A 22,734-nucleotide genomic window follows, 5' to 3' on the forward strand; every position below is an offset into this window, starting at 1 on the left:
TTCAATTATAGGTGATAAAGTAAAGTGCTGTCAAGATATATATATCATTTCAATATAAATTCAAACTAATTATCTGCAAAAACTGTTGATAAAACAAGTTTAATTTGTTAATATTATTTTGTAGTACTTAAATAAAATAATTTAAATAATAAAATAATTAAGGATTAGTTATTCACAATCTATCTTTAAATAGCTACCAAAGCTGTGGATAACTAATCTTTTTTTAGCTTTATCCCAAAGAATCACTAGTTATCCACAAAGTTATTCACAATTTTGTGGATAACTTTGTCTAATAGGAGGTATTGTAGTGCATACGGAGAATATTCAAGAAATTTGGGACACTGCTTTAGATAAAATTAAAACCCAACTTAGCACGCCTAGTTTTGAAACTTGGTTTAAATCAACTCAAGCTTTAGGAATTAAAAATAATAGTCTTCTTATAGAAGTTCCTAATGAATTTGCTAAAGATTGGCTCGAAACAAGATATTCAAAATTAATTCAAGAAGTTATCTCAGATATAACTAACAATTCTTATAAAATTGAATTTATAATTCCTGAAATGAAAGAAGAAGAAATCTTAACGGAAAAAAAATCAACTACCAAATCTAAAACAAAAGCGTCGCAACAAGAGGAGGTAGAAATAGAACCTCCTGCTTTAAACTCTAAATATACTTTTGATAGTTTTGTAATTGGTAGTAGTAACCGTTTTGCTCATGCTGCTTCTTTAGCAGTAGCAGAAGCGCCTGCTAAAGCGTATAATCCACTCTTTATCTATGGAGATGTTGGGTTAGGTAAAACTCATTTAATGCATGCTATAGGACATTATATACTTGAACACAATTCAGATATGAAGGTGATGTATTTAACATCAGAAAAATTCACCAATAAATTAATTAACTCCATTAGAGATGATGAAACTACGGCTTTTAGGAATCAATATCGCAATATTGATATTTTATTAATAGATGACATTCAGTTTTTAGCAGGAAAAGAAAGGACCCAAGAAGAATTCTTTCATACTTTTAATGCTTTGCATGATGCTAACAAACAAATTATTATTTCAAGTGATCGGCCACCAAAAGAAATACCTACTTTAGAAGAAAGGTTAAGGTCTCGTTTTGAGTGGGGCTTAATTACTGATATTCAGGAACCAGATTTAGAAACCAGAATAGCTATTTTAAAGAAAAAAGCTGCTTTAGAAGGATTAGAATTACCAAACAATGTAATAGTGCATATTGCAAATAAAATAAAATCTAATATTAGGGAACTAGAAGGAGCATTAATTCGAATAATTGCTTACTCTTCATTCTCTAACAAGAGCGTTTCTGTAGAGTTGGCCCAACAGGTACTTGCAAATATAGCTCAAGAGAATCCAGCCAATAGACCGGAAGGAAAAGAAATAACACCTGGATTTATAAAAGAAATAGTAGCTGATCATTATGATATTAGTTTGGAAAAAATGAATTCTAAAAAGAGAACCAGAGCTATTGCATTTCCGCGACAGATAGCTATGTATCTTACTAGAGAATTAACAGATCTTTCTTTACCACAAATTGGAGATAAATTTGGCGGGCGAGACCACAGTACAGTTTTACATGCTTACGATAAAATAAAAAATAAAATTTCCAATGAAGCAGAATTTGAAAAAAATATAGAGGAAATATTGGAAAAAATAACATATTAACCCTGTGGATAACCCTGTGGATAACCCTGTGGATAACATGTGGACAACTTTTAAATGTCTTTTTTGCTTAATTTTATCCACAGGCCTGTGGATAACTTAAAGACTTATCCACAACTTATCCACAACTTATCCACAAGCTTGTTTACTTTGATATCAAGGGTTGACCGGACTTATCCACATTATCCACAACCCCTACTACTATTACTACTATGTTTTTGTATATATTATATGTTTACTAATAGTACTAATTATATATATAAATTAAGCGTAAAAAGGAGGATTTATATGAAAGTTGAAGTCAATCAAAAAGAATTTTATCAAGCTATTCAAACTGTTAAAAAAGCTGTCTCAACTAAAACAACTTTACCAATTCTTTCGGGAATTTTATTGCGCACCCAAGGGAATACTTTAAAATTAGTGGGGACAGATTTAGAAATTGGTATTGAATGTTTTGTTGATGCAACAGTTACTACAGAAGGAGATATTGTATTACCAGCTAAATACTTAGCAAGTATTATCCGAGAATTACCAAATGAAAAAGTTATTTTAGCTACTGAACCATCTAATAATACATCTCAAATAAAATGTGATAACTCTCAGTTTAACATTCATGGTTCTGCAGCAGATGAATTCCCTTTATTACCTGAAATAGAATCAAATACTAAGTTTTCTATCTCACAGCAAAAGTTAAAAAAGATTATTAATCAAATAGAGTTTGCTGTATCAGAAGATGAAAACAAACCATTTTTAACTGGAGGATTATTGATTCTTAATGATCAGAAGGTAGAGTTAGTGGCGACAGATACATATCGTTTAGCTTATAGAGAAGATGAAATCAGTCAAGAAACCTCTGCTACAGAAAAAGCTATTATTCCAAATAAGACTTTAACTGAGTTAAGTAAACTATTAGACAAATCAGCAGATGAAGTTGAAATTGTAATTACTGAAAACCAAATTTTATTTACTTTTGCTGGGATTTCAATTGTATCTCGTTTAATTGAGGGCCAATTTCCAAACTACCAACAAGTTATTCCAAACCAAACTAAAACACAAGTTGAGGTAGATAAAAACACCTTATTGCAAGCAACTAAAAGAGCAGCTTTATTAGCTAAAAAAGAATCAAATATAATAAAAATTAACTTTGAATCTAATAGGTTAATTATCACATCTAATGCTCCAGAGATTGGACAGGCATATGAAGAAGTGCCCGTTTCATTAACTGGTCCAGAATCTGAAATTGCTTTTAATGCTAGTTATCTGATGGATTGCTTAAAGGAGATAGATAAAGAAAAAGTAATTATAGAATTATCTGGAGCCTTGGCCCCAGGTGTTATTAAGACTAATTCAGAACAAAAATATATTTATGTTATAATGCCAGTAAGAAGTGCTTAAGGAGGTATATTATGAAAAAAATAGAAATCAAGACGGATACTATCAACCTAGATCAATTTTTAAAATGGGCCAATTTAGTTTCTACTGGAGGAGAAGCCAAAGTAATTATTCAAGCAGGAAAAGTAAAGGTAAATGGAGAAATAGAAACACAACGATCAAAAACCTTAACTAGTGGTGATAAAATAGAATACGGAGGAACTAATTATCAAATAACTTCTTCTTGAGAGGAGTTAAAAAGGTGAAATTATCCCAGCTATATCTAAATAAATTTAGGAATTATAAACAACAGCACTTAGAGTTTAACTCACATTTAAATTTATTTATTGGAGATAATGCTCAGGGAAAAACTAATTTGTTAGAGGCAATTTATCTATTAGGAACTGGTTCTTCTCATCGGACTAATGTAACTTCTGAATTAGCAAATTGGGAAGATAAGAAATTCTATGCCAAAGGAGAAGTTCTTACAGCAAGTCAAGATTATCAATTAACAGTTAGTTTAAAGGGGCGACAAAAAGAAGTTAAGGTTAATTCTAATAAATTAGACCGGATTACTGATTTAATAGGATATCTTAATGTGGTTATTTTTTCTCCTGAAGATTTGAAATTAATTAAAGGGAGTCCATCTTTAAGAAGAAAGTTTATCAATTTGGAGTTAGCTCAGGTTAATAGCTATTATAATCATTTGCTTAAAGACTACAGGAAGGTTTTAAAACAGAGAAATAATTTACTAAAGGAGATTAGAGATAATGGAGCTCCGGCAGCAATGTTAGAAGTTTGGAATCAACAGTTAATTGATTTAGGGGCCAAAGTTATCAAACGTAGGTTGGAAGCGTTAAAGAAATTAATTCCTTTGGCTAGACTAAAACAACGTAAACTAACTGGTGGAGCAGAAACCTTAGAGTTAAAATATGACACTAAATTAAAAATAGGTCATGAAAGTTCTGTAGACGTAATAAAAAAAGAATTTGAATCCTATTTAATACAGCAACAGCAAAAGGAGATTGCTAGAGGGGTTACAACTATTGGCCCGCATAGAGATGATATTTCTTTAATAGTGAATAATATCGATATTAGAAAGTTTGGTTCTCAAGGTCAACAAAGAACAACAGCTTTAGCTTTAAAGTTATCAGAATTAGAATTTATGAAATCGGAGACTGGGGAATATCCCGTTTTATTACTAGATGATGTTTTTTCTGAATTGGATAATAAGCGTTGTGCACAATTGCTAAATACAGTCAGGGACAAGATTCAGACCTTTATTACAAGTACTAATCAAAGAGAGCTAAATTCAGAAAAAGTAGGAATAAATGATTATAATTTATATAAAATTAACAACGGTAAAGCAATAGAGGTGTGATTATGGCTGAATCAATAAAAAAATTGCTAGATGATACTTTGAATAAATTAGGATTATCTCGTAGATTAAAAGAAGAAAAAGTTTTAAATTTATGGTCACAGCTAATAGGCGATAAGATCGGTGCTCATACTCAGGCTAAGTATATTAATTGCGGGGTATTATTTGTAACAGTAGATAATTCTACCTGGGCCCACCAATTATTATTTATGAAAAAGAACCTAATCCAGAAAATCAATCAAAAAATGGGCCAACAGATTGTAAAAGAAATTAGATTTCAGGTAGGAAAATTAAATAAAGAAGCAGTTCAAGATTTTTCTGATTCAGATCCATTAGAAGATATAGAGTTAACCTCTAATGAATTAAATAAATTACAAGAAATAACTAATCAAGTTGAGGATAGTGAAATTCGCGATAAATTCTTTAATTTATTGATTAATGATCAAAAGAGAAAAAAATGGCAGAAGATAAATGATTGGCATCCTTGTCCAGATTGTTCAGTTTTGATCTCTCCTGAGGAAGATAAATGTTATATTTGTCAGACTAAAGAAAAAAGGGTAAATACTAAAGAAGTAAAAGAGTTATTAGTTAGCAGCCCTTGGTTAAGTTATCAGGAGATAATTGACTATTTTCCTCAATTAAGCAAGGATGATTTTCAACTTGTAAAACAGGAAATGATTGAAGAATTAGAAGTTAAGATTGATAATTTAACTATTCAAGTATTAAAGAGTGAAATAAACCAACAAAAATTAAGAGTAATATTTCAAAAATATGTAATGCTAGAAACAGGAGTTACCCCGGATAATTTAACTGATAGATTAATAAAAAAAATTATTGGGGGCAATAAGATGAAAATTTATCGTAGTTTATAGTAATTATTTGATTAAGCTATTCAGGGAGGGGATACCTTTGTTACACTTAGGGGGTGGCTATACCATACCTGCTAAAGATGTAGTTATGATAGCTGATTGGGAATCAACAACTGATTCACCAGAAACACGTTATTTTCTAAAGGTAGCAGAAGAGGAAGGATTTATAATTGATTATTCAGATGGTGAACCAAGTTCTTTTGTGATTACTGAAGAAAAGATTTATTATTCTATGATTTCTTCTGATACTTTGCAAAAGAGAGTTAATTTTATTTATAACCTTGGTTCTAATGAATAACTTACAATGGAGGTTTATATGAATGAGAGAAGAAGTCAACTACGATGCTGATCAGATTCAAGTATTAGAAGGCTTAGAAGCTGTTCGTAAACGTCCCGGCATGTATATAGGTAGTACAGAGAAGAAAGGGTTACATCATTTAGTTTATGAGGTAATAGATAATAGTATAGATGAAGCTTTAGCTGGTTATTGTGATGAAGTTGAAATTAAAATTGAACCAGGAGAGATCATTACAGTTAGAGATAATGGTCGAGGGATTCCTGTTGCTTCTCATGCTAAGTTGGATAGACCTGCGGTAGAAGTAGTAATGACTGTTTTACACGCTGGAGGTAAATTTGAAGGAGAAGGATATAAAGTTTCTGGTGGATTACACGGAGTAGGAGTTTCTGTTGTTAATGCCTTATCAGAATGGCTTGAGGTAAGAGTACATAGGAATGGAAAGATTTATTATCAAAAGTACCACCGAGGTGTTCCAGATAATGATTTAGAGGTTATTGGAAATACAGAAGAAACCGGTACTGAAATTAGATTTAAGGCTGATGAAGAAATATTTGAAAGTGTTAGATATAACTATGATACTTTATCACAGAGATTTAAAGAATTAGCTTATTTAAATAAAGAAGTTAAGATTAAGATTCTTGATGAGAGAGAAGATTTAATTGAGGACGAATTTAAGTATGATGGAGGGATTATTTCTTTTGTAGAAGAGATAAACGAGCATAATACTCCTATTCATGAAGATGTTATTTTCTTTGAAGAGCAAATAGATAATACAGAAGTAGAAGTTGCAATTCAATATAATACAGATTATGCAGATAAGATATTTACTTTCGCTAATAATATCAATACTCATGAAGGAGGGACTCACTTAAGTGGTTTTAAATCAGCTTTAACTCGAACTATTAATGATTATGCCCGACAAAATGATTTTTTAAAGGATGACGATAATAATTTATCAGGTGATGATATTAGAGAGGGTATTGTAGCAATTATTAACGTAAGGCTAACTGACCCTCAGTTTGAAGGCCAAACTAAAACAAAACTAGGTAATAGTGAAATTAGAGGTATGGTTGATTCAATTGTTTCAAAAGGATTAAGCACTATTTTAAGTGAGAATCCTAAATTAGGTAAGCAGATAGTTAAAAAGTCAATTGCAGCTGCGCAAGCTAGAAAAGCAGCTAAAAAAGCAAGGGAGTTAACTAAAAGAAAGAATGCTTTGGTAAGTACTGCTTTACCTGGTAAGTTAGCGGATTGCTCTTCTAGAAATGCTGAAGAAAGTGAAATATATATTGTTGAGGGAGATTCTGCTGGTGGGTCTGCTAAACAAGGACGCGATAGGGAATTTCAAGCTATTTTGCCTTTAAAGGGTAAAATTTTAAATGTTGAGAAGGCACGACTTGATAGAGTATTGAGCAATAAAGAGATTAAATCTTTAATCACAGCTTTAGGAACAGGAATAGCCGATGAATTTGATATGAATAATTTGCGTTATAGAAAGATTATTATTATGACAGATGCTGATGTAGATGGTGCACATATTAGGACTCTTTTATTAACCTTCTTTTATCGTTATATGAGACCTTTATTAGAAGAAGGGTTAGTTTATATAGCTCAACCACCTTTATATAAGGTGAAAAAAGGTAGAAGAGAAGAGTATGTTTATAAAGATAGGCAGTTACAAGACTTATTAGAGGAGATAGGAAAGAAGAGAACCTCTATTCAAAGGTATAAAGGATTAGGTGAAATGAATCCAATTCAATTATGGAAGACAACAATGGACCCAGAAAATAGAACTTTATTACAAGTTCAAATTAGTGATGAAGTAATAGCTGATGATGTGTTTACTAAGTTGATGGGGGATAAAGTTAAACCACGTCGTGAATTTATTCAACGACACGCTAAAGAAGTTCAGAATTTAGATGTCTAGGAGGAGAGTTATGACTGAAATAAATTCTCAACAAGTAAGACAAGTAGGTATTGAAGATGAAATGCAAGAAGCTTATCTTGACTATGCTATGAGTGTAATAGTAGGCCGGGCATTACCAGATGTAAAAGATGGTTTAAAACCTGTTCATAGACGTATTTTATATGCAATGTATGATTTAGGGCTTAAGCCTAATAAACCACATAAAAAATCAGCTAGAATTGTAGGAGAAGTATTAGGGAAATACCATCCTCACGGTGACACTGCTGTTTATGATGCTATGGTTAGGATGGCTCAGGACTTTTCTTATCGTTATGAATTAGTTGATGGACATGGTAATTTTGGATCGATTGATGGTGATTCCGCAGCTGCTATGAGATATACAGAGGCTAAGATGGCTCAGATCACTAATAAATTATTAGCTGATATTAAAAAGAATACTGTAGATTTTATTGATAATTTTGATGGAACATTACAAGAGCCAGAGGTATTACCTGCTAAGATTCCTAATTTATTAGTTAATGGAGCTTCAGGAATTGCCGTTGGAATGAGTACTAATATTCCACCTCATAATTTAAGTGAAGTTATAGATGGAGTTATTAAATTAATAGAAAACCCAGATTTAGAGATAAAAGAGTTGATGAAAACCATAAAGGGCCCTGATTTCCCTACTGGTGGAATTATTATGGGGCGGAAACCAATTAAAGATTATTTTGAAACTGGTAGAGGAAAAGTTAAGCTTAGAGCTAAAACTATGATAGAAGAACTAGATAATAATAAATGTCAGATAATAGTTAATGAACTTCCTTATCAAGTAAACAAAGCTAAATTAGTTGAAAAGATTGCTAAATTAGTACGTGACGATAAGGTAGAAGGTATTACTAATTTACGTGATGAATCAGACAGAAGAGGTATGAGAATAGTCATTGAACTAAAGAGAGGAGTAAATCCTCAAGTAACTTTAAATAAGTTATATAAACATACTAGATTACAGACTACTTTTGGAATTATCATGTTAGCTTTAGTGGATGGTGAGCCACAAGTACTAAATATTAAAGAAACATTAAATCATTATATTAATCATCAAAAAGAAGTTATAACGCGAAGAACTAAATATGATTTAGATAAAGCAGAAGCTAGAGCTCATATTCTAGAAGGATTTAGAGTAGCTTTAGATAATATTGAAGAAGTAATTAAAATAATTCGAGGTTCCAAAAATTCTTCAATCGCCCAAGAAAGACTAATAAATAGATTTGAGTTTTCTAAAAAGCAAGCAAAAGCAATTTTAGATATGAGATTACACAGATTAACTAATCTAGAACGTGGAAAAATAGAAGATGAATATTCGGAACTTCAAGAAGAAATAAGTTATTATAAATCTATTTTAGCTGATGAATCTAAATTATTAGGAATTATCAAAGAAGAATTAACTAAAACAAAAGAAAAATACAAAGATGAGAGAAGAACAGAGATCCAAGACCAAGGTATTGACCTTGAGCTAGAGGATTTAATTGAGGAAGAAGAAATTGTAGTTCTTTCTACTGAAGAGGGTTATATTAAAAGAATGACATTAGACACCTATCGTAAGCAACATCGTAATGGTAAAGGGATCATTGGAACCAAACCAAAAGAAGATGATTTAGTGCAAGATGTTCAGATTGGTTCTACCCATGATTACTTCTTATTCTTTACTAATCAAGGTTATGTACACAAGTTAAAAGGTTATCAGATTCCAGAAAGTAGTCGACAAGCTAGAGGAATCCCAATGATTAATTTATTAGATCTTGATTTAAATGAAAAGGTTGCAACTATTTTTCCTATGTCTGAATTTAATGATGAAGAATACTTATTTATGGCTACCAAAGATGGAATCGTTAAAAAGACTAGTATAGAGGACTTTAATACTAGCTATGCTAAACTAATTGCTTTATCTGTAGATGAGGATGATAGATTAGTTGATGTAGAATTAACTAGTGGAGCAGAAGAAATTATATTAGCTACTAAAGATGGTTTAGCAATTAGGTTTTCAGAAAATGATGTTAGAAGTATGGGAAGAACTGCTCGAGGAGTTAAAGGGATTGAATTGGATGCTAATGATGAATTAATCGGTATGGAAGTTATTAGAGATACAGGTGATTTACTAGTTATCACAGAAAAAGGATATACGAAAAGAACTTCTATTGATGAATATAGTCTTCAAGGCAGGGGTGGTAAAGGATTAATTACTTTAAAGCAAACTGAGACTAATGGAAAAATAATAGATATTAAAATGGTAGATGGTTTAGAAGATATTGTCTTAGTTAGTGCACAAGGAATTTTACTACGAACTTTAGTTAATGAGATCTCTGTTACAGGTAGAAATACCCAAGGGGTAAGATGTATGAGATTAAATGAAAATGATCAAGTTGTAGGAGTAGATACTGTAAATTTTATTGAATAATATAATAGAGAGTAAAACAGGGAACTAGATTCAGATCTAGTTCCCTGTTTTTATTTTTAAAGATCTTGCCAACGTTTTTTTAACCTCTTAACATTATATTTATTAATTAATTTTATAGGTGTAGTTATTAATTTAATATTATATTTACCATTTTTAATTATGCCATCCCAATTCCATTTTTCTTTTCTAGCGATAAAAGTAGCTACTTTAAGAGCATTTAATCCTCTTATATAGGGCATTTGATCAACTGTAGAGCTCATATCCCCCTTTATTAGTGCAATTGTTCCTTTCTTACTAGCATTTGCTCCAATCACTATAATTTCTTTATTAATTTTTTCTTTTTGTAAAACTTTAATGGCCTCTAAAGCTAATTGGTCACTATTAGCTAAAATTGCTTTAATTTTTTTATTTTCTTTAATAGTCTGCCTTACTGTTAGGTTAGCTAATTGTTCTGACCAGTTATTATGCCACTTTTCCTTAATAATCTTTATTTTTTTATGCTTTTTTAGTATGGTTTTATTTCCTGCGGTTATATCTTGAGCTTTTTTATCATCTTTATCCCCTTTTAAAATTAAAATATTCCCTTTTTTATTAATTTGATCTATAAGATATTGAGCTTGGGATTTTCCAACTTTAAAATTATTTGCGCTTACATAAGCAGCTACCTTAGTATTAGGGGGGAGTTTATCAAGAGCTACCACAGGAATACTATTTTCATTAATAAGTTTAATGATTTCTTTGCTTTGTTGATTTATTTTTAAGAGTTTAATAATAATAATGTCTACTTCTTGTTTAATTAAGCTGATAACATCTTCTTTTTGTTTTTTTATACTATCACTATTTTTTTGCCATAGTATATTTATATTTTGTTTGTTTCTATCTTTTATAAAGGCCTTTTTTATTATTTCAGTTATATTTGGTCGAGTGCTTGCTATACTGACCCCAATTGTTATTTCTTTTTTAGGGGAAGAAGAAGTTAAAGGATTTATTCTTTCTATATTTAGATTACACCCTATAGTAACCACTGTAAATAATATTAGTATAACATATAGTCTCTTCATAATTATCACCTTAATTATATTTTAAGCTAAGCTAAAAAAAGTATACTAGCTATTTTTAGCTTTTAATGATGATTATTTATAAAAAAAATATTTTAGTACATAATAAACTACCAAGGAGGTAAGAGATGGTTTGGGATAAACTAAAAGAGAGAATTGAAGGAGTAGTTGGTTTTGATGGGCAGCAGTTAGAACTAGGATTAGAAGTTGAAAATCTAAAAAAAGATCTACAGCAGAATAAAAAAATATTAAAAGGTATCCTTGGTGAAAGTAATGATGTTATTATTAAAAATTTTAATTTAACTGGTGATAAAAACAAACCAGCTTTATTAGTTTATATAGATGGTTTAGTAAATACAGGTTTATTAGAGACAGCTGTGATTGATCCACTATTACATAAACTAAAATTAAAAGATTTAAAGAATAAATCAAATCAAGAAAAAATTGATATGATTCAAGAATCCATTCTTACTAGTAGTAGTACTGAGCAACAAGGGAAGTTATCTAAGATTATTAAATTAATCTTATCAGGGGAATCATTATTATTAATTGATAGGATTGATAAAGGCTTGATTATTAGTAGTAAAGGGTGGGAAGCTAGAGCTGTTTCAGAACCAACTACTGAATCGGTTGTTCGAGGGCCAAGAGATGGATTTACTGAGAATTTAAGGACCAATACGGCTCATGTTCGACGGCGATTAAGAGATCCTGGATTAAGAATTGAGAATCATACTCTAGGGAGAAGAAGTCAAACTGATGTAGCAATTCTCTATATTGATGATTTAACTAACGAACATATTTTAGATGAAGCAGTTAAAAGGGTAACTAATATAGAGATAGATGGTGTATTAGAGTCAGGTTATGTCGAACAATTTATTGAGGATAGTTCTTTTTCTCCTTTTCCTCAAATTCAAAGTACTGAGCGACCTGATAAAGCAGTAGCAAATCTATTAGAAGGCAGGGTAGTTATCATAGTTGATGGGACACCTTTTGCTTTGATCATTCCAGCTGTACTTGATCAATTTTATCAATCTCCTGAAGACTATTATCAACGATTTATTGTGGCGAGTCTAACTAGGATAATAAGAGTTGTAGGCGGGTTAATTTCATTAGCTTTACCAGCCTTTTATATAGCTATAACCTCTTTTCATCCTGAAATGTTACCTACTGTTTTTATGTTATCGATTGCAGGAGGTAGAGCTCAAGTACCTCTACCTGCTTATATGGAAGCTTTTTTAATGGAAGTAATTATAGAAATATTACGAGAAGCTAGTGTTCGTTTACCTAATCTAATTGGTTCAACTCTTGGGATAGTAGGAGCATTAGTTATTGGAAATGCAGCTGTTAATGCTGGATTGGTTAGTCCATCGATGGTTATCGTTGTTGCTTTAACTACTTTAGGTTCTTTCACAACTCCTAATTATAATGCAGCTATTGCTCTTAGAATCTTAAGGTATATTTTAATGGTTTTAGCTTCTAGTTTTGGACTTTATGGGTTGATGTTAGGTCTAATAGGTATTACAGTTCATTTAGCTTCTTTAAAATCTTTTGGTATTCCATATTTAACGCCATTTGCTCCGTCAAGAATTTCTGATTTAAAGGATAGTATAGTTAGATTTCCTTTATGGAAGATGGTTAAAAGGCCAGTTTTAATGAGAACAGAAGACCCAGATAAAAAGGAAAGTTCACAAGAAGGTGATACAGATTAAAGTACCAGGTAGAGTAACAGAAAGACAATTTAGTGCAATTATGATTAATACAATTATTGGGGTAGGAATTTTAATTTTACCTCGGGCAGCTGTTAAGTTTGCTCATACAGGTGGAACTATTTCATTTTTGTTAGCAGCCATTTTCTCCTTTATTAATTTATTAATAGTTATTAAATTGGGCTTAAGATTCCCTGAGAGAAATATTTTCCAATACATGAATCAAATTGTAGGAAGGGTACTTAGCAAATTTATAAGTGCAATGATTCTCTTATATTGGATATTATTTATTGCAATAGGAATTAGAGCTTTTAGTGAGTTAATAGTGACAGCTATTTTACCGACTACCCCATTAGAAGTAATTATGATAAGTATAATATTATTAATTGCTTACTTGGCCCGTAAGGATATTCAAATTATAGGGAGAGTTAATGAAGTATATGCTCTCTTTTTAGTAATTCCGTTATTAATTTTAATTATTATGTCTTTAAAAGGTGGCAAAATGGTTCATTTATTTCCAGTTTTTAGAGGGCATAGTATTGCTAATCTCTTAAAAGGTAGTATTTCTTCTTATTTTAGTTTACTAGGGTTTGAAGTAATATTTATTTTTATTCCTCATATTACAACAAAAGATTTAACTTCAAAGTATGCCTTTAGAGCTTGGGGAATAACAACATTTTTAATGTTTATAATTGTAATAGTTTCTATCGCTGTATTTGGGGCATTTGAATTGAAGAATTTAACTTGGCCCGTTTTTGAGCTAGTTAAATCGATGCAATTCTCTAGTTTATTATTTGAAAGATTAGAGGTTGCCTTTGTTGCGATTTGGGTAATTGCTATCTTTACAACTGCTGCTAATATATTATATGGGGTGTCAATTGGAACTGCTCAAACATTAGACTTAGGTGATAATAAAACATTAGTATTTCCATTATTGCCGATATTATATTTAATAGCTTTAGCTCCAAGAAATGCTTATGAATTATTTAACATAATAGATATAATTTCTATGGTAGGAATTATAATTACATTTGTAATTCCAAGTATACTATTAGTAGTAGCAATAATTAGAGGTAAAGAAGGTAGGATTAATAATGAAAAGGATAGTTAAAATATTAATTATTATTTTAGTTTTGAATTTGTTAACTGGATGTTGGGATAGAAGAGACTTAGAGGATAGAGTTCCTATTTTAGCAATTGGTATAGATTTTGCAGAAGATAAAAACAATCAAGTAGCAAAAAAAAATAAAATTAAGATTACTATTCAAGCTCCAATCCCTGCTAAAATGGCAGAAAAAGGAGGAGATAATGTTACTTGGGTAGTAACTGCAACAGGCAATACCATAGCTGAAGCAATTAATGAAATGCAAACTAAAATGAATCAAAAACTATTTTTTGGACATCTGAGGATAATTGTATTTAGTCAAGAATTAGCTAAAACAGGAATTAGACAACACTTAAACTTCTTCCGTAATTTACCTGAAATCAGAAGATTGAGTTGGTTGTTAGTAGCAAAGAAAAGCGCAGAAGATGTAATAAAGGCTAAACCCAAATTAGAGAGTATTTCTGCGGTTTATTTAATGCATATGCTTAATAATGGAGTAAATATGGGGCAAATACCTAACTTAAGATTAGGTGACTTTTATGTAAAGCTAGCTGATCCAGGTGCTCAACCTTCAGCTGTTTTGGTGAAGGCTAATAAAGATGTAATTGATTATATAGGGCTTGGAGTTTTTGAAGGTGATGAACTTGTAGGTACCTTAAGTGAATCAGAAGCTATATATTATCAACGAATTCTGGGGGTTAATGATAAAGGTAGTTTAGTAATTTCAGATCCCACAACAGAAATTGATAGATTGACAATTAAAATTGAAGGAGTTTCTACATATTTAAGACCTAAGTTTGAAAATAAAGAATTAGTTATGCATATTAATACTGAGGTAGAAGGAAAAGTAATAGAACAACTTAATCAATCGAATTTGAGTAAAGAAAAAGTAGTCCGAAGGATAGAAAAAAGAATAGAAATTAAGCTAAAAAAAGAAATAAAGAAACTTATCCGAAAAACTCAAGATAAGTTTCAAGCAGATATTTTTGGGGTCGGAGAGTATGTTAGAGCTTATTATCCAAATTATTGGAATAGCATAGAGTGGCACAATAAATACCCAAAGCTAAAGATTGATGTTGAAACTCAAGCTTATATTAGACAAGTAGGGATGATTAAATATCGAGACTAATAATTATTTTATTAAATAAGAAAAAACCCCCTCCTAATATAATATAAGAAAGTCCAATAGTGCGGGAAATCAAAAAACCTTTTGATTGTTTCTGTTGCTGATGGTAATAGAGATCTAATGTTAGAATAAGTCCACCTGTGATCAACATCAATATTACAAAATATAGAGAATAAATAAAGTTAAAGGTTGTTATTATTAATTCTAGCATTAAGATACCTCCTGTTTAATAAGTAATATACATTCTTTGCGACTAAACTATGTAAAGACATTCTTTATTATTCAGAAAAATTATTGACAGTGATAAAATAATTTGTTAATATAGTAGACGTCGCTTGAGAAGAAGATTTATTTTGAGATAAGAAATTAATTTTCTTGACAACAGACATTAAATTTGTTAATATAGTAGATGTCGCTTGAAAAGAGAAATCACTTTCTTGGGACAAGCAAGAAAAAACAGAAAAGGTCTTGACAGTGATAAACTAATTTGTTAATATAGTAAATGTCGCTTAAAAAGACAAGAGACATTTGGTCTTTGAAAACTAAACAATGTAGAGTTTTGACTATCTAAGTCAGTTTCAAACTCTTATCCTTTATTCGGAGAGTTTGATCCTGGCTCAGGACGAACGCTGGCGGCGTGCTTAACACATGCAAGTTGTGCGAGAAAGTTACCTTCGGGTAACAAGTAAAGCAGCGAACGGGTGAGTAACGCGTAAGTATCTACCTTTAAGTCTGGGATAACTCTTCGAAAGAGGGGCTAATACCAGATATACTCCTTTGGAGGAAAGATGGTATTACTATTGCTTAAAGATGAGCTTGCGTCCCATTAGCTAGTTGGTGAGATAACAGCTCACCAAGGCAACGATGGGTAGCCGACCTGAGAGGGTGATCGGCCACACTGGGACTGAGACACGGCCCAGACTCCTACGGGAGGCTGCAGTGGGGAATCTTCCGCAATGGGCGAAAGCCTGACGGAGCAACGCCGCGTGAGTGATGAAGGCCTTAGGGTCGTAAAGCTCTGTCTTTAGGGAAGAACACTTTAGTAGTGAATAACTGCTAGAATTGACGGTACCTTTAAAGGAAGCCCCGGCTAATTACGTGCCAGCAGCCGCGGTAACACGTAAGGGGCTAGCGTTGTCCGGAATTACTGGGCGTAAAGGGTACGCAGGCGGTCTAGCAAGTCAGAGGTGAAATCCATTGGCTTAACCAATGAAGTGCCTTTGAAACTGTTAGACTTGAGAGCAAGAGAGGAAGATGGAATTCCTGGTGTAGTGGTGAAATACGTAGATATCAGGAAGAATACCAATGGCGAAAGCAGTCTTCTGGCTTGACTCTGACGCTGAGGTACGAAAGCTAGGGTATCAAACGGGATTAGATACCCCGGTAGTCCTAGCTGTAAACGCTGGATACTAGGTGTTGGAGGTTCAACTCCTTCGGTGCCGTAGTTAACGCTTTAAGTATCCCGCCTGGGGATTACGACCGCAAGGTTGAAACTCAAAGGAATTGACGGGGGCCCGCACAAGCGGCGGAGCATGTGGTTTAATTCGAAGCAACGCGAAGAACCTTACCAGAACTTGACATCCCTGTGATCGTTCTTTAACAAGAACTTTTCCTTTTGGAACACAGATGACAGGTGGTGCATGGCTGTCGTCAGCTCGTGTCGTGAGATGTTGGGTTAAGTCCCGCAACGAGCGTAACCCCTATTCTTAGTTGCCAGCATGTAGTGATGGGGACTCTAAGAAGACTGCCGCGGGAGCAACGCGGAGGAAGGTGGGGATGACGTCAAGTCATCATGCCCCTTATGTTCTGGGCTACACACGTGCTACAATGGTTTATACAGAGGGGAGCGAAGCCGCAAGGTGGAGCAAATCCCCAAAAGTAGACCTCAGTTCGGATTGCAGATTGCAACTCATCTGCATGAAGCTGGAGTCGCTAGTAATCGTGGATCAGAATGCCACGGTGAATCCGTTCTCGGGCCTTGTACACACCGCCCGTCACACCACCCGAGTTGGGGGCACCAGAAGTCACTGACCTAACTTTTAGAAGGAAGTGCCGAAGGTGTGCCCGATAAGGGGGGTGAAGTCGTAACAAGGTAGCCGTACCGGAAGGTGCGGCTGGATCACCTCCTTTCTAAGGAGTTAAACACGAAGATAGTCAATCCTACATTGTTTAGTTTTGAGAGACTGAGAAGTCTCAATTGCACCTTGAAAACTGCACAATAGCGATTAATCTAGATTAAACTAGTAAGGGCGTATGGTGGATATCTAGGCGCTAGAAGCCGAAGACGGACGTGGCAAGCTGCGATAAGCCTTGGTAAGCTGCAAACAAGTGATAATCCAGGGATTTCCTAATGAGAGCACTTAACATGGTAACCCATGTTATCTTAGAGCTAACTAGAATAACTCTAAGAGGGTAACGGGGCGAACTGAAACATCTTAGTAACCCTAGGAAAAGAAAGAAAATCGATTCCCTAAGTAGCGGCGAGCGAAAGGGGAAGAGTCCAAACTGTAATAGTGTATAAGCTTATGGGCGTTACTATTACAGGGTAGTAGGTCTATTATGATACTACCATAAAAGTATCATAGATATCTTTTTAGTTAATTGAAGTAGTTGGGAAGCTACACCACAGATGGTAATAGTCCAGTAGATGAAAACTAAAAAGGGTCTAAATAGCACCTGAGTACCATGAGTCACGTGGAACCTCGTGGGAAGCAAGGAGGACCATCTCCTAAGGCTAAATACTAACTAGCGACCGATAGTGAACCAGTACCGTGAGGGAAAGATGAAAAGAACCCCGGGAGGGGAGTGAAATAGACCTTGAAACCATATGCTTACAAGCGGTCAGAGGGCGTATGTGCCTGATGGCGTGCTTTTTGCTTAACGAACCGGCGAGTTATGTTAAGTGGCACAGGTTAAGCCAAAAAGGTGAAGCCGAAGCGAAAGCGAGTCTGAAGAGGGCGTAAGTCGCTTAGCATAGACCCGAAACCGAGTGATCTATCCATGGCCAGGATGAAGCATGTGTAATAGCATGTGGAGGTCCAAACCGCATTGACGTTGAAAAGTCATGGGATGAGCTGTGGATAGGGGTGAAAGGCCAATCGAACTCGGAGATAGCTGGTTCTCCCCGAAATAGCTTTAGGGCTAGCCTTAAGATTGCTATATTGGCTGTAGAGCACTGATTGGACTAGGGGCTTACCCAAGCTACCGAATCCAGTCAAACTCCGAAGGCTGATATAGAGAACTTAAGAGTCAGACTATGTGGGATAAGCTTCATAGTCGAGAGGGAAACAACCCAGACCGCCAGTTAAGGTCCCAAAGTGTAAACTAAGTGGCAAAGGAAGTGAGACTGCCTAGACAACCAGGATGTTGGCCTAGAAGCAGCCATTCATTTAAAGAGTGCGTAATAGCTCACTGGTCGAGTGGTCTTGCGCCAAAAATATACGGGGCTTAAGTTTACCACCGAAACTGCGGATTGGTTAATCCAATGGTAGGGGAGCATTCTATACGGGAAGAAGTAGTACCGAAAGGAGCTATGGACTGTATAGAAGCGATAATGCCGGTATGAGTAACGAGAAATAGGTGAGAATCCTATTCGCCGAAAGTCCAAGGTTTCCTGAGCAAGGCTCGTCCGCTCAGGGTAAGTCGGGTCCTAAGCCAAGGCCGAAAGGCGTAGGTGATGGATAGTCGGTTAAAAATCCGACACTACCTATTAGCATTTGAGTGAAGAGGTGACGCAGGAAGATAGGTTTGCCTGAGAACGGTATATCAGGTTGAAGCATTAAAGAGGATGATTTAGGTAAATCCGGATCATCATTAACTCTAAGGTGTGACCAGGAGTTTCTACGGAAACGAAGTAATTGATTCTCCACTGCCAAGAAAAACCTCTAACAAGTTAGTAGGTACCCGTACCGTAAACTGACACAGGTGGACTAGATGAGAATTCTAAGGCGCGCGAGAGAACCTTCGTCAAGGAACTCGGCAAATTAGCCCCGTAACTTAGGGAGAAGGGGTACCTCATTAGCGTTATGCGCAAAGAGGTTGCAACAAAGAAGCTTAGGCGACTGTTTACCAAAAACACAGGTCTCTGCTAAGACGCAAGTCGAAGTATAGGGGCTGACGCCTGCCCGGTGCTGGAAGGTCACGGGGAGATGTTGGGAACTTTGTTCTAAAGCATCGAACTTAAGCCCCAGTGAACGGCGGCCGTAACTATAACGGTCCTAAGGTAGCGAAATTCCTTGTCGGGTAAGTTCCGACCTGCACGAATGGCGAAACGACCTAAGCACTGTCTCGACGAAGGACTCGGTGAAATTGAAGTGTCTGTGAAGATGCAGACTACCCGCGACTGGACGGAAAGACCCCGTGGAGCTTTACTGCAGTCTGATATTGAATTTTGGTACACTATGTACAGTATAAGTGGGAGGCTTTGAAATCGGCACGCTAGTGTCGATGGAGCCATCATTGGGATACCACTCTTATTGTGCCGTGATTCTAACCAAGCGCTATAATCTAGTGCTGGGACAGTTTCAGACGGGCAGTTTGACTGGGGCGGTCGACTCCTAAAGAGTAACGGAGTCGCCCAAAGGTTCCCTCAGTGTGGTCGGAAATCACACGTAGAGTGTAAAGGCATAAGGGAGCTTGACTGCAAGACATACAGGTCGAGCAGGTACGAAAGTAGGGCTTAGTGATCCGATGGCTAAGAATGGAATTGCCATCGCGCAACGGATAAAAGTTACCCCGGGGATAACAGGCTTATCTCCCCCAAGAGTTCACATCGACGGGGAGGTTTGGCACCTCGATGTCGGCTCGTCGCATCCTGGAGCTGGAGCAGGTTCCAAGGGTTGGGCTGTTCGCCCATTAAAGCGGCACGCGAGCTGGGTTCAGAACGTCGTGAGACAGTTCGGTCCCTATCCGTCGTGGGCGCAGGATATTTGAGAGAAACTATCCCTAGTACGAGAGGACCGGGATGGACGTACCGCTGGTGGATCAATTGTCAACCATTGGCATTGTTGAGTAGCTAAGTGCGGAACTGATAAGCGCTGAAAGCATCTAAGCGTGAAGCAGATCTCAAGATTAGATATCCCATGGAATAATCCAGTAAGACCCCTGATAGACTATCAGGTAGATAGGCCAGAGGTGTAAGTGTGGTAACACATTAAGCTGACTGGTACTAATAGAGCGAGGGTTTAATCTAGAATGACTATTGTGCAGTTTGAAAGTGTAATAAAATATTCTGGTGGTGATTGCGGAGGGGTAACACCTGTTCCCGACGAACACGGATGTTCTAGTGTCCTAAGTGGCACAGGATGTGCCGGTTCGAAGGACCATCTCGAACACAGCAGTTAAGTCCTCCAGCGCCGATGGTACTATAGGGGCAGCCTTATGGGAGAGTAGGTCGCTGCCAGAATCAATTGAATTATTTCTTGACAGTTAGTAATTAATAGTATATAATACTCCTTGTGTTAATAAGGATAGACTATTAATGGGGTGTCGCCAAGTGGTAAGGCACAGGACTTTGACTCCTGCACTCGTTGGTTCAAATCCAGCCACCCCAGCCAATAAAACTAACAATTTAACTAGGCCCCCATCGTCTAGTGGCCTAGGATACCAGGTTTTCATCCTGGCGGCAGGGGTTCGAATCCCCTTGGGGGTACCAAGTTTACTATTTGAAATAGATTAAGTTCTTTTTAAACTATTCAGTTAATATTGTGGGCGAATAGCTCAGTTGGGAGAGCACCTGCCTTACAAGCAGGGGGTCACAGGTTCAAGTCCTGTTTCGCCCACCATTGAAATAATTGACAATGTACAATTGAGAATTGACAATTAAAGACGATAATCATAGGTAATGATTTGATTTTGAAGTTAGAAATTAATTGTAAATTGTTTATTATCAATTGTCAATTTGTTTTATTGTGGGGATGTGGTGTAGTTGGTTAACACGCCGGCCTGTCACGCCGGAGATCGCGAGTTCGAATCTCGTCGTCCCCGCCATAATGCTGACGTAGCTCAATTGGCAGAGCAGCTGACTTGTAATCAGCAGGTTACCGGTTCAACTCCGGTCGTCAGCTCCATTAGATGGGCCATTAGCTCAGCTGGAAGAGCACCAGACTTTTAATCTGGGTGTCGGAGGTTCGAGTCCTCCATGGCTCACCATATAAATATATTGAATGAGCGGGAGTAGCTCAGTTGGCTAGAGCACCAGCCTTCCAAGCTGGGTGTCGCCGGTTCGAGTCCGGTTTCCCGCTCCATTATCGGAGCATGGCTCAGTTTGGCAGAGCACCTGGTTTGGGACCAGGGGGTCGCAGGTTCAAATCCTGCTGCTCCGACCAAATTGTTTTTTGAGAGTCCCTTTTAGAGGGGGCTCTTTTGTATTTTAAAGGAATGATAATTTTTTTATTTAATTATAAGTAATAGCTTTATTTATAAATTTGTATTAGTAAGGTTAAGATAATTATTGTATAATTAAAGGAGGAGTCAAGATGAAGGTTGATATTAAGTACTTAGCTTTATTTTTTCTTATCGTTATTCTTCTTGGAGGTTTATTTTTAGGTGGAATTATTTATGCTATAGCTAATAATTTTAGAGAAAATGAGCTTTTTAAAGAAAGCATTGCTGTTATTAATATTAGCGGGCCAATTGCAGCAGGCAGTAGTGGTGGTGTTTTAAGTGATGCTCAAGCTAATTCTTATCGAATTATGCAGTATATTAATCAGGCTAAAAATAATGAAATGGTAAAGGGAATATTATTAAGAGTAAATACTCCCGGTGGTAGTTCAGCGGCATCTGATGCTATATATAAGGAATTAAAGAAGTTTAAGGCTACAGGAAGGCCCATAGTAGTTTCTATGGGGGATATAGCAGCTTCGGGAGGATATTATGTTTCAACTGCTGCGGACCAGATTTATGCAAATGGTAATACTATTACTGGAAGCATCGGGGTTATAATGAAATTTACTAATTTAAAAGAATTGTATAATAAAGTAGGGATTAAACCTGTAACTTTCACTAGTGGTCCTTATAAAGATATAGGCAGTCCAAGTCGAGAGTTAAGTAAAAAAGAAAGAAATATTATACAAAAAATGATTAATGATGTTTATCAACGCTTTGTTGATGTAGTAGTAGAGGGGAGAAACCTTTCTAGAGATGAAGTAAAGGATTTAGCAGATGGTAGAATTTATACTGGAGCCCAGGCAAGAAGGTTAGGTTTAGTTGATAAATTGGGGACTTATTATGATGCTATAAATGCTACTGCTAGATTAGCAAATATTGAGGGCCAACCAAACTTAATTCATTACGGCCAAACGTCTCCACTAAAGCGACTAATAGGTTCTTTTCAAGAAGTAATTAGTTATACTTTATTTAAGGGAATGATTAAAGAAAATATAAACTTGGAACATGATAATTTTAATTTTTTTTATAACTACTTTTTACAGCAAGGAAGTAGGGATAATTTCAAGCGGGTACAATTAAATTATTAGAATAAACTTGAATTTATGTTAATAGTATTGTATAATAAATTTTAAAATAAGCTTAAGATAAAATTAAAAATCAATTAAACACTATGAATTGGAATAGTAGATTTGCCTTTCATTTAGAGAGAGTCGACGGTGCTGGGAGTCGATATGAAAGAAAATCAAATCCGCCTAGGAGTGGCTAGTGAGTTAAGCTAGATCGGTGATGCCGTTATCATCATTAGAGTGGATCATCTTGGTCAATTAGGGTGGTATCGCGAGAATTAATCTCTCGTCCCTAGCAATCTAATTTTAGTTTAGATTGTTATG

The 22,734-nt window shown here is 35.2% G+C and carries 14 protein-coding genes, 8 tRNA genes, 3 rRNA genes and 1 other annotated feature; of the genes, 23 read left to right on the plus strand and 2 right to left on the minus strand.

The features are described 5' to 3' along the window. Positions 1–307: 307 nt before the first annotated feature. The 8 genes from dnaA (at position 308) to gyrA (ending at position 9,961) form a co-directional block, all read left to right on the plus strand. Complete coding sequence (dnaA, locus tag HALHA_RS00005) at positions 308–1,684, plus strand: chromosomal replication initiator protein DnaA (RefSeq protein WP_015325767.1); 1,377 nt, start codon at positions 308–310, stop codon at positions 1,682–1,684. A 285-nt stretch (positions 1,685–1,969) separates the two neighbouring features. Beyond that, positions 1,970–3,076 (plus strand): DNA polymerase III subunit beta, encoded by a 1,107-nt coding sequence (gene dnaN / locus HALHA_RS00010; protein WP_015325768.1) that lies wholly within the window; start codon positions 1,970–1,972, stop codon positions 3,074–3,076. A gap of 11 nt (positions 3,077–3,087) precedes the next feature. Then, a complete protein-coding gene (locus HALHA_RS00015) occupies positions 3,088–3,300 on the plus strand; it encodes an RNA-binding S4 domain-containing protein (protein WP_015325769.1) in 213 nt (70 codons plus the stop codon). 14 nt (positions 3,301–3,314) lie between these two features. Continuing rightward, positions 3,315–4,433, plus strand: coding sequence for a DNA replication/repair protein RecF (gene recF / locus HALHA_RS00020; protein ID WP_015325770.1), 1,119 nt, complete (start codon positions 3,315–3,317; stop codon positions 4,431–4,433). Between the two features lie 2 nt (positions 4,434–4,435). Next, positions 4,436–5,302, plus strand: a complete 867-nt coding sequence (locus tag HALHA_RS00025; protein WP_015325771.1) for a DciA family protein — start codon at positions 4,436–4,438, stop codon at positions 5,300–5,302. Between the two features lie 37 nt (positions 5,303–5,339). Beyond that, positions 5,340–5,597, plus strand: a complete 258-nt coding sequence (gene remB, locus HALHA_RS00030) for an extracellular matrix regulator RemB (protein WP_015325772.1) — start codon at positions 5,340–5,342, stop codon at positions 5,595–5,597. A 22-nt stretch (positions 5,598–5,619) separates the two neighbouring features. Further along, positions 5,620–7,524, plus strand: coding sequence for a DNA topoisomerase (ATP-hydrolyzing) subunit B (gyrB, locus tag HALHA_RS00035; RefSeq protein WP_015325773.1), 1,905 nt, complete (start codon positions 5,620–5,622; stop codon positions 7,522–7,524). Between the two features lie 10 nt (positions 7,525–7,534). After that, positions 7,535–9,961 (plus strand): DNA gyrase subunit A, encoded by a 2,427-nt coding sequence (gene gyrA, locus HALHA_RS00040; RefSeq protein WP_015325774.1) that lies wholly within the window; start codon positions 7,535–7,537, stop codon positions 9,959–9,961. Positions 9,962–10,017: 56 nt separating this feature from the next. Here the strand turns inward: gyrA and HALHA_RS00045 are convergent, their stop codons facing one another. Continuing rightward, complete coding sequence (locus tag HALHA_RS00045) at positions 10,018–11,022, minus strand: substrate-binding domain-containing protein (protein WP_015325775.1); 1,005 nt, start codon at positions 11,020–11,022, stop codon at positions 10,018–10,020. Between the two features lie 125 nt (positions 11,023–11,147). Between HALHA_RS00045 and HALHA_RS00050 the strand changes: the two genes are divergently transcribed. The 3 genes from HALHA_RS00050 to HALHA_RS00060 are packed head-to-tail and all read left to right on the plus strand — an operon-like array spanning position 11,148 to position 14,959. Further along, on the plus strand, positions 11,148–12,728 hold the full coding sequence (locus HALHA_RS00050) for a spore germination protein (protein WP_015325776.1): 1,581 nt from the start codon (positions 11,148–11,150) through the stop codon (positions 12,726–12,728). Continuing rightward, a complete protein-coding gene (locus HALHA_RS00055; RefSeq protein ID WP_015325777.1) occupies positions 12,715–13,836 on the plus strand; it encodes a GerAB/ArcD/ProY family transporter in 1,122 nt (373 codons plus the stop codon). Before HALHA_RS00050 ends, HALHA_RS00055 begins: the two co-directional genes overlap by 14 nt. Beyond that, positions 13,820–14,959 carry a Ger(x)C family spore germination protein gene (locus HALHA_RS00060; protein WP_015325778.1) on the plus strand — a complete coding sequence of 380 codons (1,140 nt, stop codon included), beginning with the start codon at positions 13,820–13,822 and terminating at the stop codon, positions 14,957–14,959. The genes HALHA_RS00055 and HALHA_RS00060 overlap by 17 nt, the downstream gene beginning before the upstream one ends. On the opposite strand, the gene HALHA_RS00065 is transcribed toward HALHA_RS00060, so the two are convergent. After that, a complete protein-coding gene (locus tag HALHA_RS00065) occupies positions 14,943–15,167 on the minus strand; it encodes a CLC_0170 family protein (RefSeq protein ID WP_015325779.1) in 225 nt (74 codons plus the stop codon). The genes HALHA_RS00060 and HALHA_RS00065 overlap by 17 nt on opposite strands. 383 nt (positions 15,168–15,550) lie before the next feature. Between HALHA_RS00065 and HALHA_RS00070 the strand changes: the two genes are divergently transcribed. From HALHA_RS00070 to sppA, 12 genes are all read left to right on the plus strand, one after another. Continuing rightward, positions 15,551–17,086, plus strand: a 16S ribosomal RNA gene (locus tag HALHA_RS00070). A 103-nt stretch (positions 17,087–17,189) separates the two neighbouring features. Continuing rightward, positions 17,190–20,147, plus strand: a 23S ribosomal RNA gene (locus HALHA_RS00075). A gap of 89 nt (positions 20,148–20,236) precedes the next feature. After that, positions 20,237–20,360: ribosomal RNA gene (rrf, locus tag HALHA_RS00080) — 5S ribosomal RNA — on the plus strand. The 16S, 23S and 5S rRNA genes sit together here with 8 tRNA genes alongside, the layout of an rRNA operon. 76 nt (positions 20,361–20,436) lie before the next feature. Continuing rightward, positions 20,437–20,511: transfer RNA gene (locus tag HALHA_RS00085), tRNA-Gln, on the plus strand. Between the two features lie 22 nt (positions 20,512–20,533). Then, positions 20,534–20,609: transfer RNA gene (locus HALHA_RS00090), tRNA-Glu, on the plus strand. A 54-nt stretch (positions 20,610–20,663) separates the two neighbouring features. Then, a tRNA-Val gene (locus HALHA_RS00095) sits at positions 20,664–20,739 on the plus strand. A gap of 128 nt (positions 20,740–20,867) precedes the next feature. Beyond that, positions 20,868–20,944, plus strand: a tRNA-Asp gene (locus HALHA_RS00100). A 4-nt stretch (positions 20,945–20,948) separates the two neighbouring features. Beyond that, positions 20,949–21,024 (plus strand) — tRNA-Thr (locus HALHA_RS00105). A gap of 6 nt (positions 21,025–21,030) precedes the next feature. Further along, positions 21,031–21,106 (plus strand) — tRNA-Lys (locus HALHA_RS00110). An 18-nt stretch (positions 21,107–21,124) separates the two neighbouring features. Further along, a tRNA-Gly gene (locus HALHA_RS00115) sits at positions 21,125–21,201 on the plus strand. Positions 21,202–21,205: 4 nt separating this feature from the next. Further along, positions 21,206–21,282 (plus strand) — tRNA-Pro (locus HALHA_RS00120). A 150-nt stretch (positions 21,283–21,432) separates the two neighbouring features. Beyond that, positions 21,433–22,431 (plus strand): signal peptide peptidase SppA, encoded by a 999-nt coding sequence (sppA, locus tag HALHA_RS00125; RefSeq protein ID WP_015325780.1) that lies wholly within the window; start codon positions 21,433–21,435, stop codon positions 22,429–22,431. 74 nt (positions 22,432–22,505) lie between these two features. Then, positions 22,506–22,707: a binding site (T-box leader), on the plus strand. Positions 22,708–22,734: the final 27 nt, after the last annotated feature.

It is taken from the genome of Halobacteroides halobius DSM 5150 (genome assembly GCF_000328625.1).
GTDB classification, from domain to species: Bacteria; Bacillota; Halanaerobiia; order Halobacteroidales; family Halobacteroidaceae; genus Halobacteroides; species Halobacteroides halobius.

Bases quoted from the DNA above. Each gene is read 5' to 3' on its own strand.
- dnaN (WP_015325768.1), top strand. From the start codon at position 1,970: ATGAAAGTTGAAGTCAATCAAAAAGAATTTTATCAAGCTATTCAAACT.
- HALHA_RS00015 (WP_015325769.1), top strand. From the start codon at position 3,088: ATGAAAAAAATAGAAATCAAGACGGATACTATCAACCTAGATCAATTT.
- HALHA_RS00025 (WP_015325771.1), top strand. From the start codon at position 4,436: ATGGCTGAATCAATAAAAAAATTGCTAGATGATACTTTGAATAAATTA.
- gyrB (WP_015325773.1), top strand. From the start codon at position 5,620: ATGAGAGAAGAAGTCAACTACGATGCTGATCAGATTCAAGTATTAGAA.
- gyrA (WP_015325774.1), top strand. From the start codon at position 7,535: ATGACTGAAATAAATTCTCAACAAGTAAGACAAGTAGGTATTGAAGAT.
- HALHA_RS00045 (WP_015325775.1), bottom strand. From the start codon at position 11,022: ATGAAGAGACTATATGTTATACTAATATTATTTACAGTGGTTACTATA.
- HALHA_RS00050 (WP_015325776.1), top strand. From the start codon at position 11,148: ATGGTTTGGGATAAACTAAAAGAGAGAATTGAAGGAGTAGTTGGTTTT.
- HALHA_RS00060 (WP_015325778.1), top strand. From the start codon at position 13,820: ATGAAAAGGATAGTTAAAATATTAATTATTATTTTAGTTTTGAATTTG.
- HALHA_RS00065 (WP_015325779.1), bottom strand. From the start codon at position 15,167: ATGCTAGAATTAATAATAACAACCTTTAACTTTATTTATTCTCTATAT.
- sppA (WP_015325780.1), top strand. From the start codon at position 21,433: ATGAAGGTTGATATTAAGTACTTAGCTTTATTTTTTCTTATCGTTATT.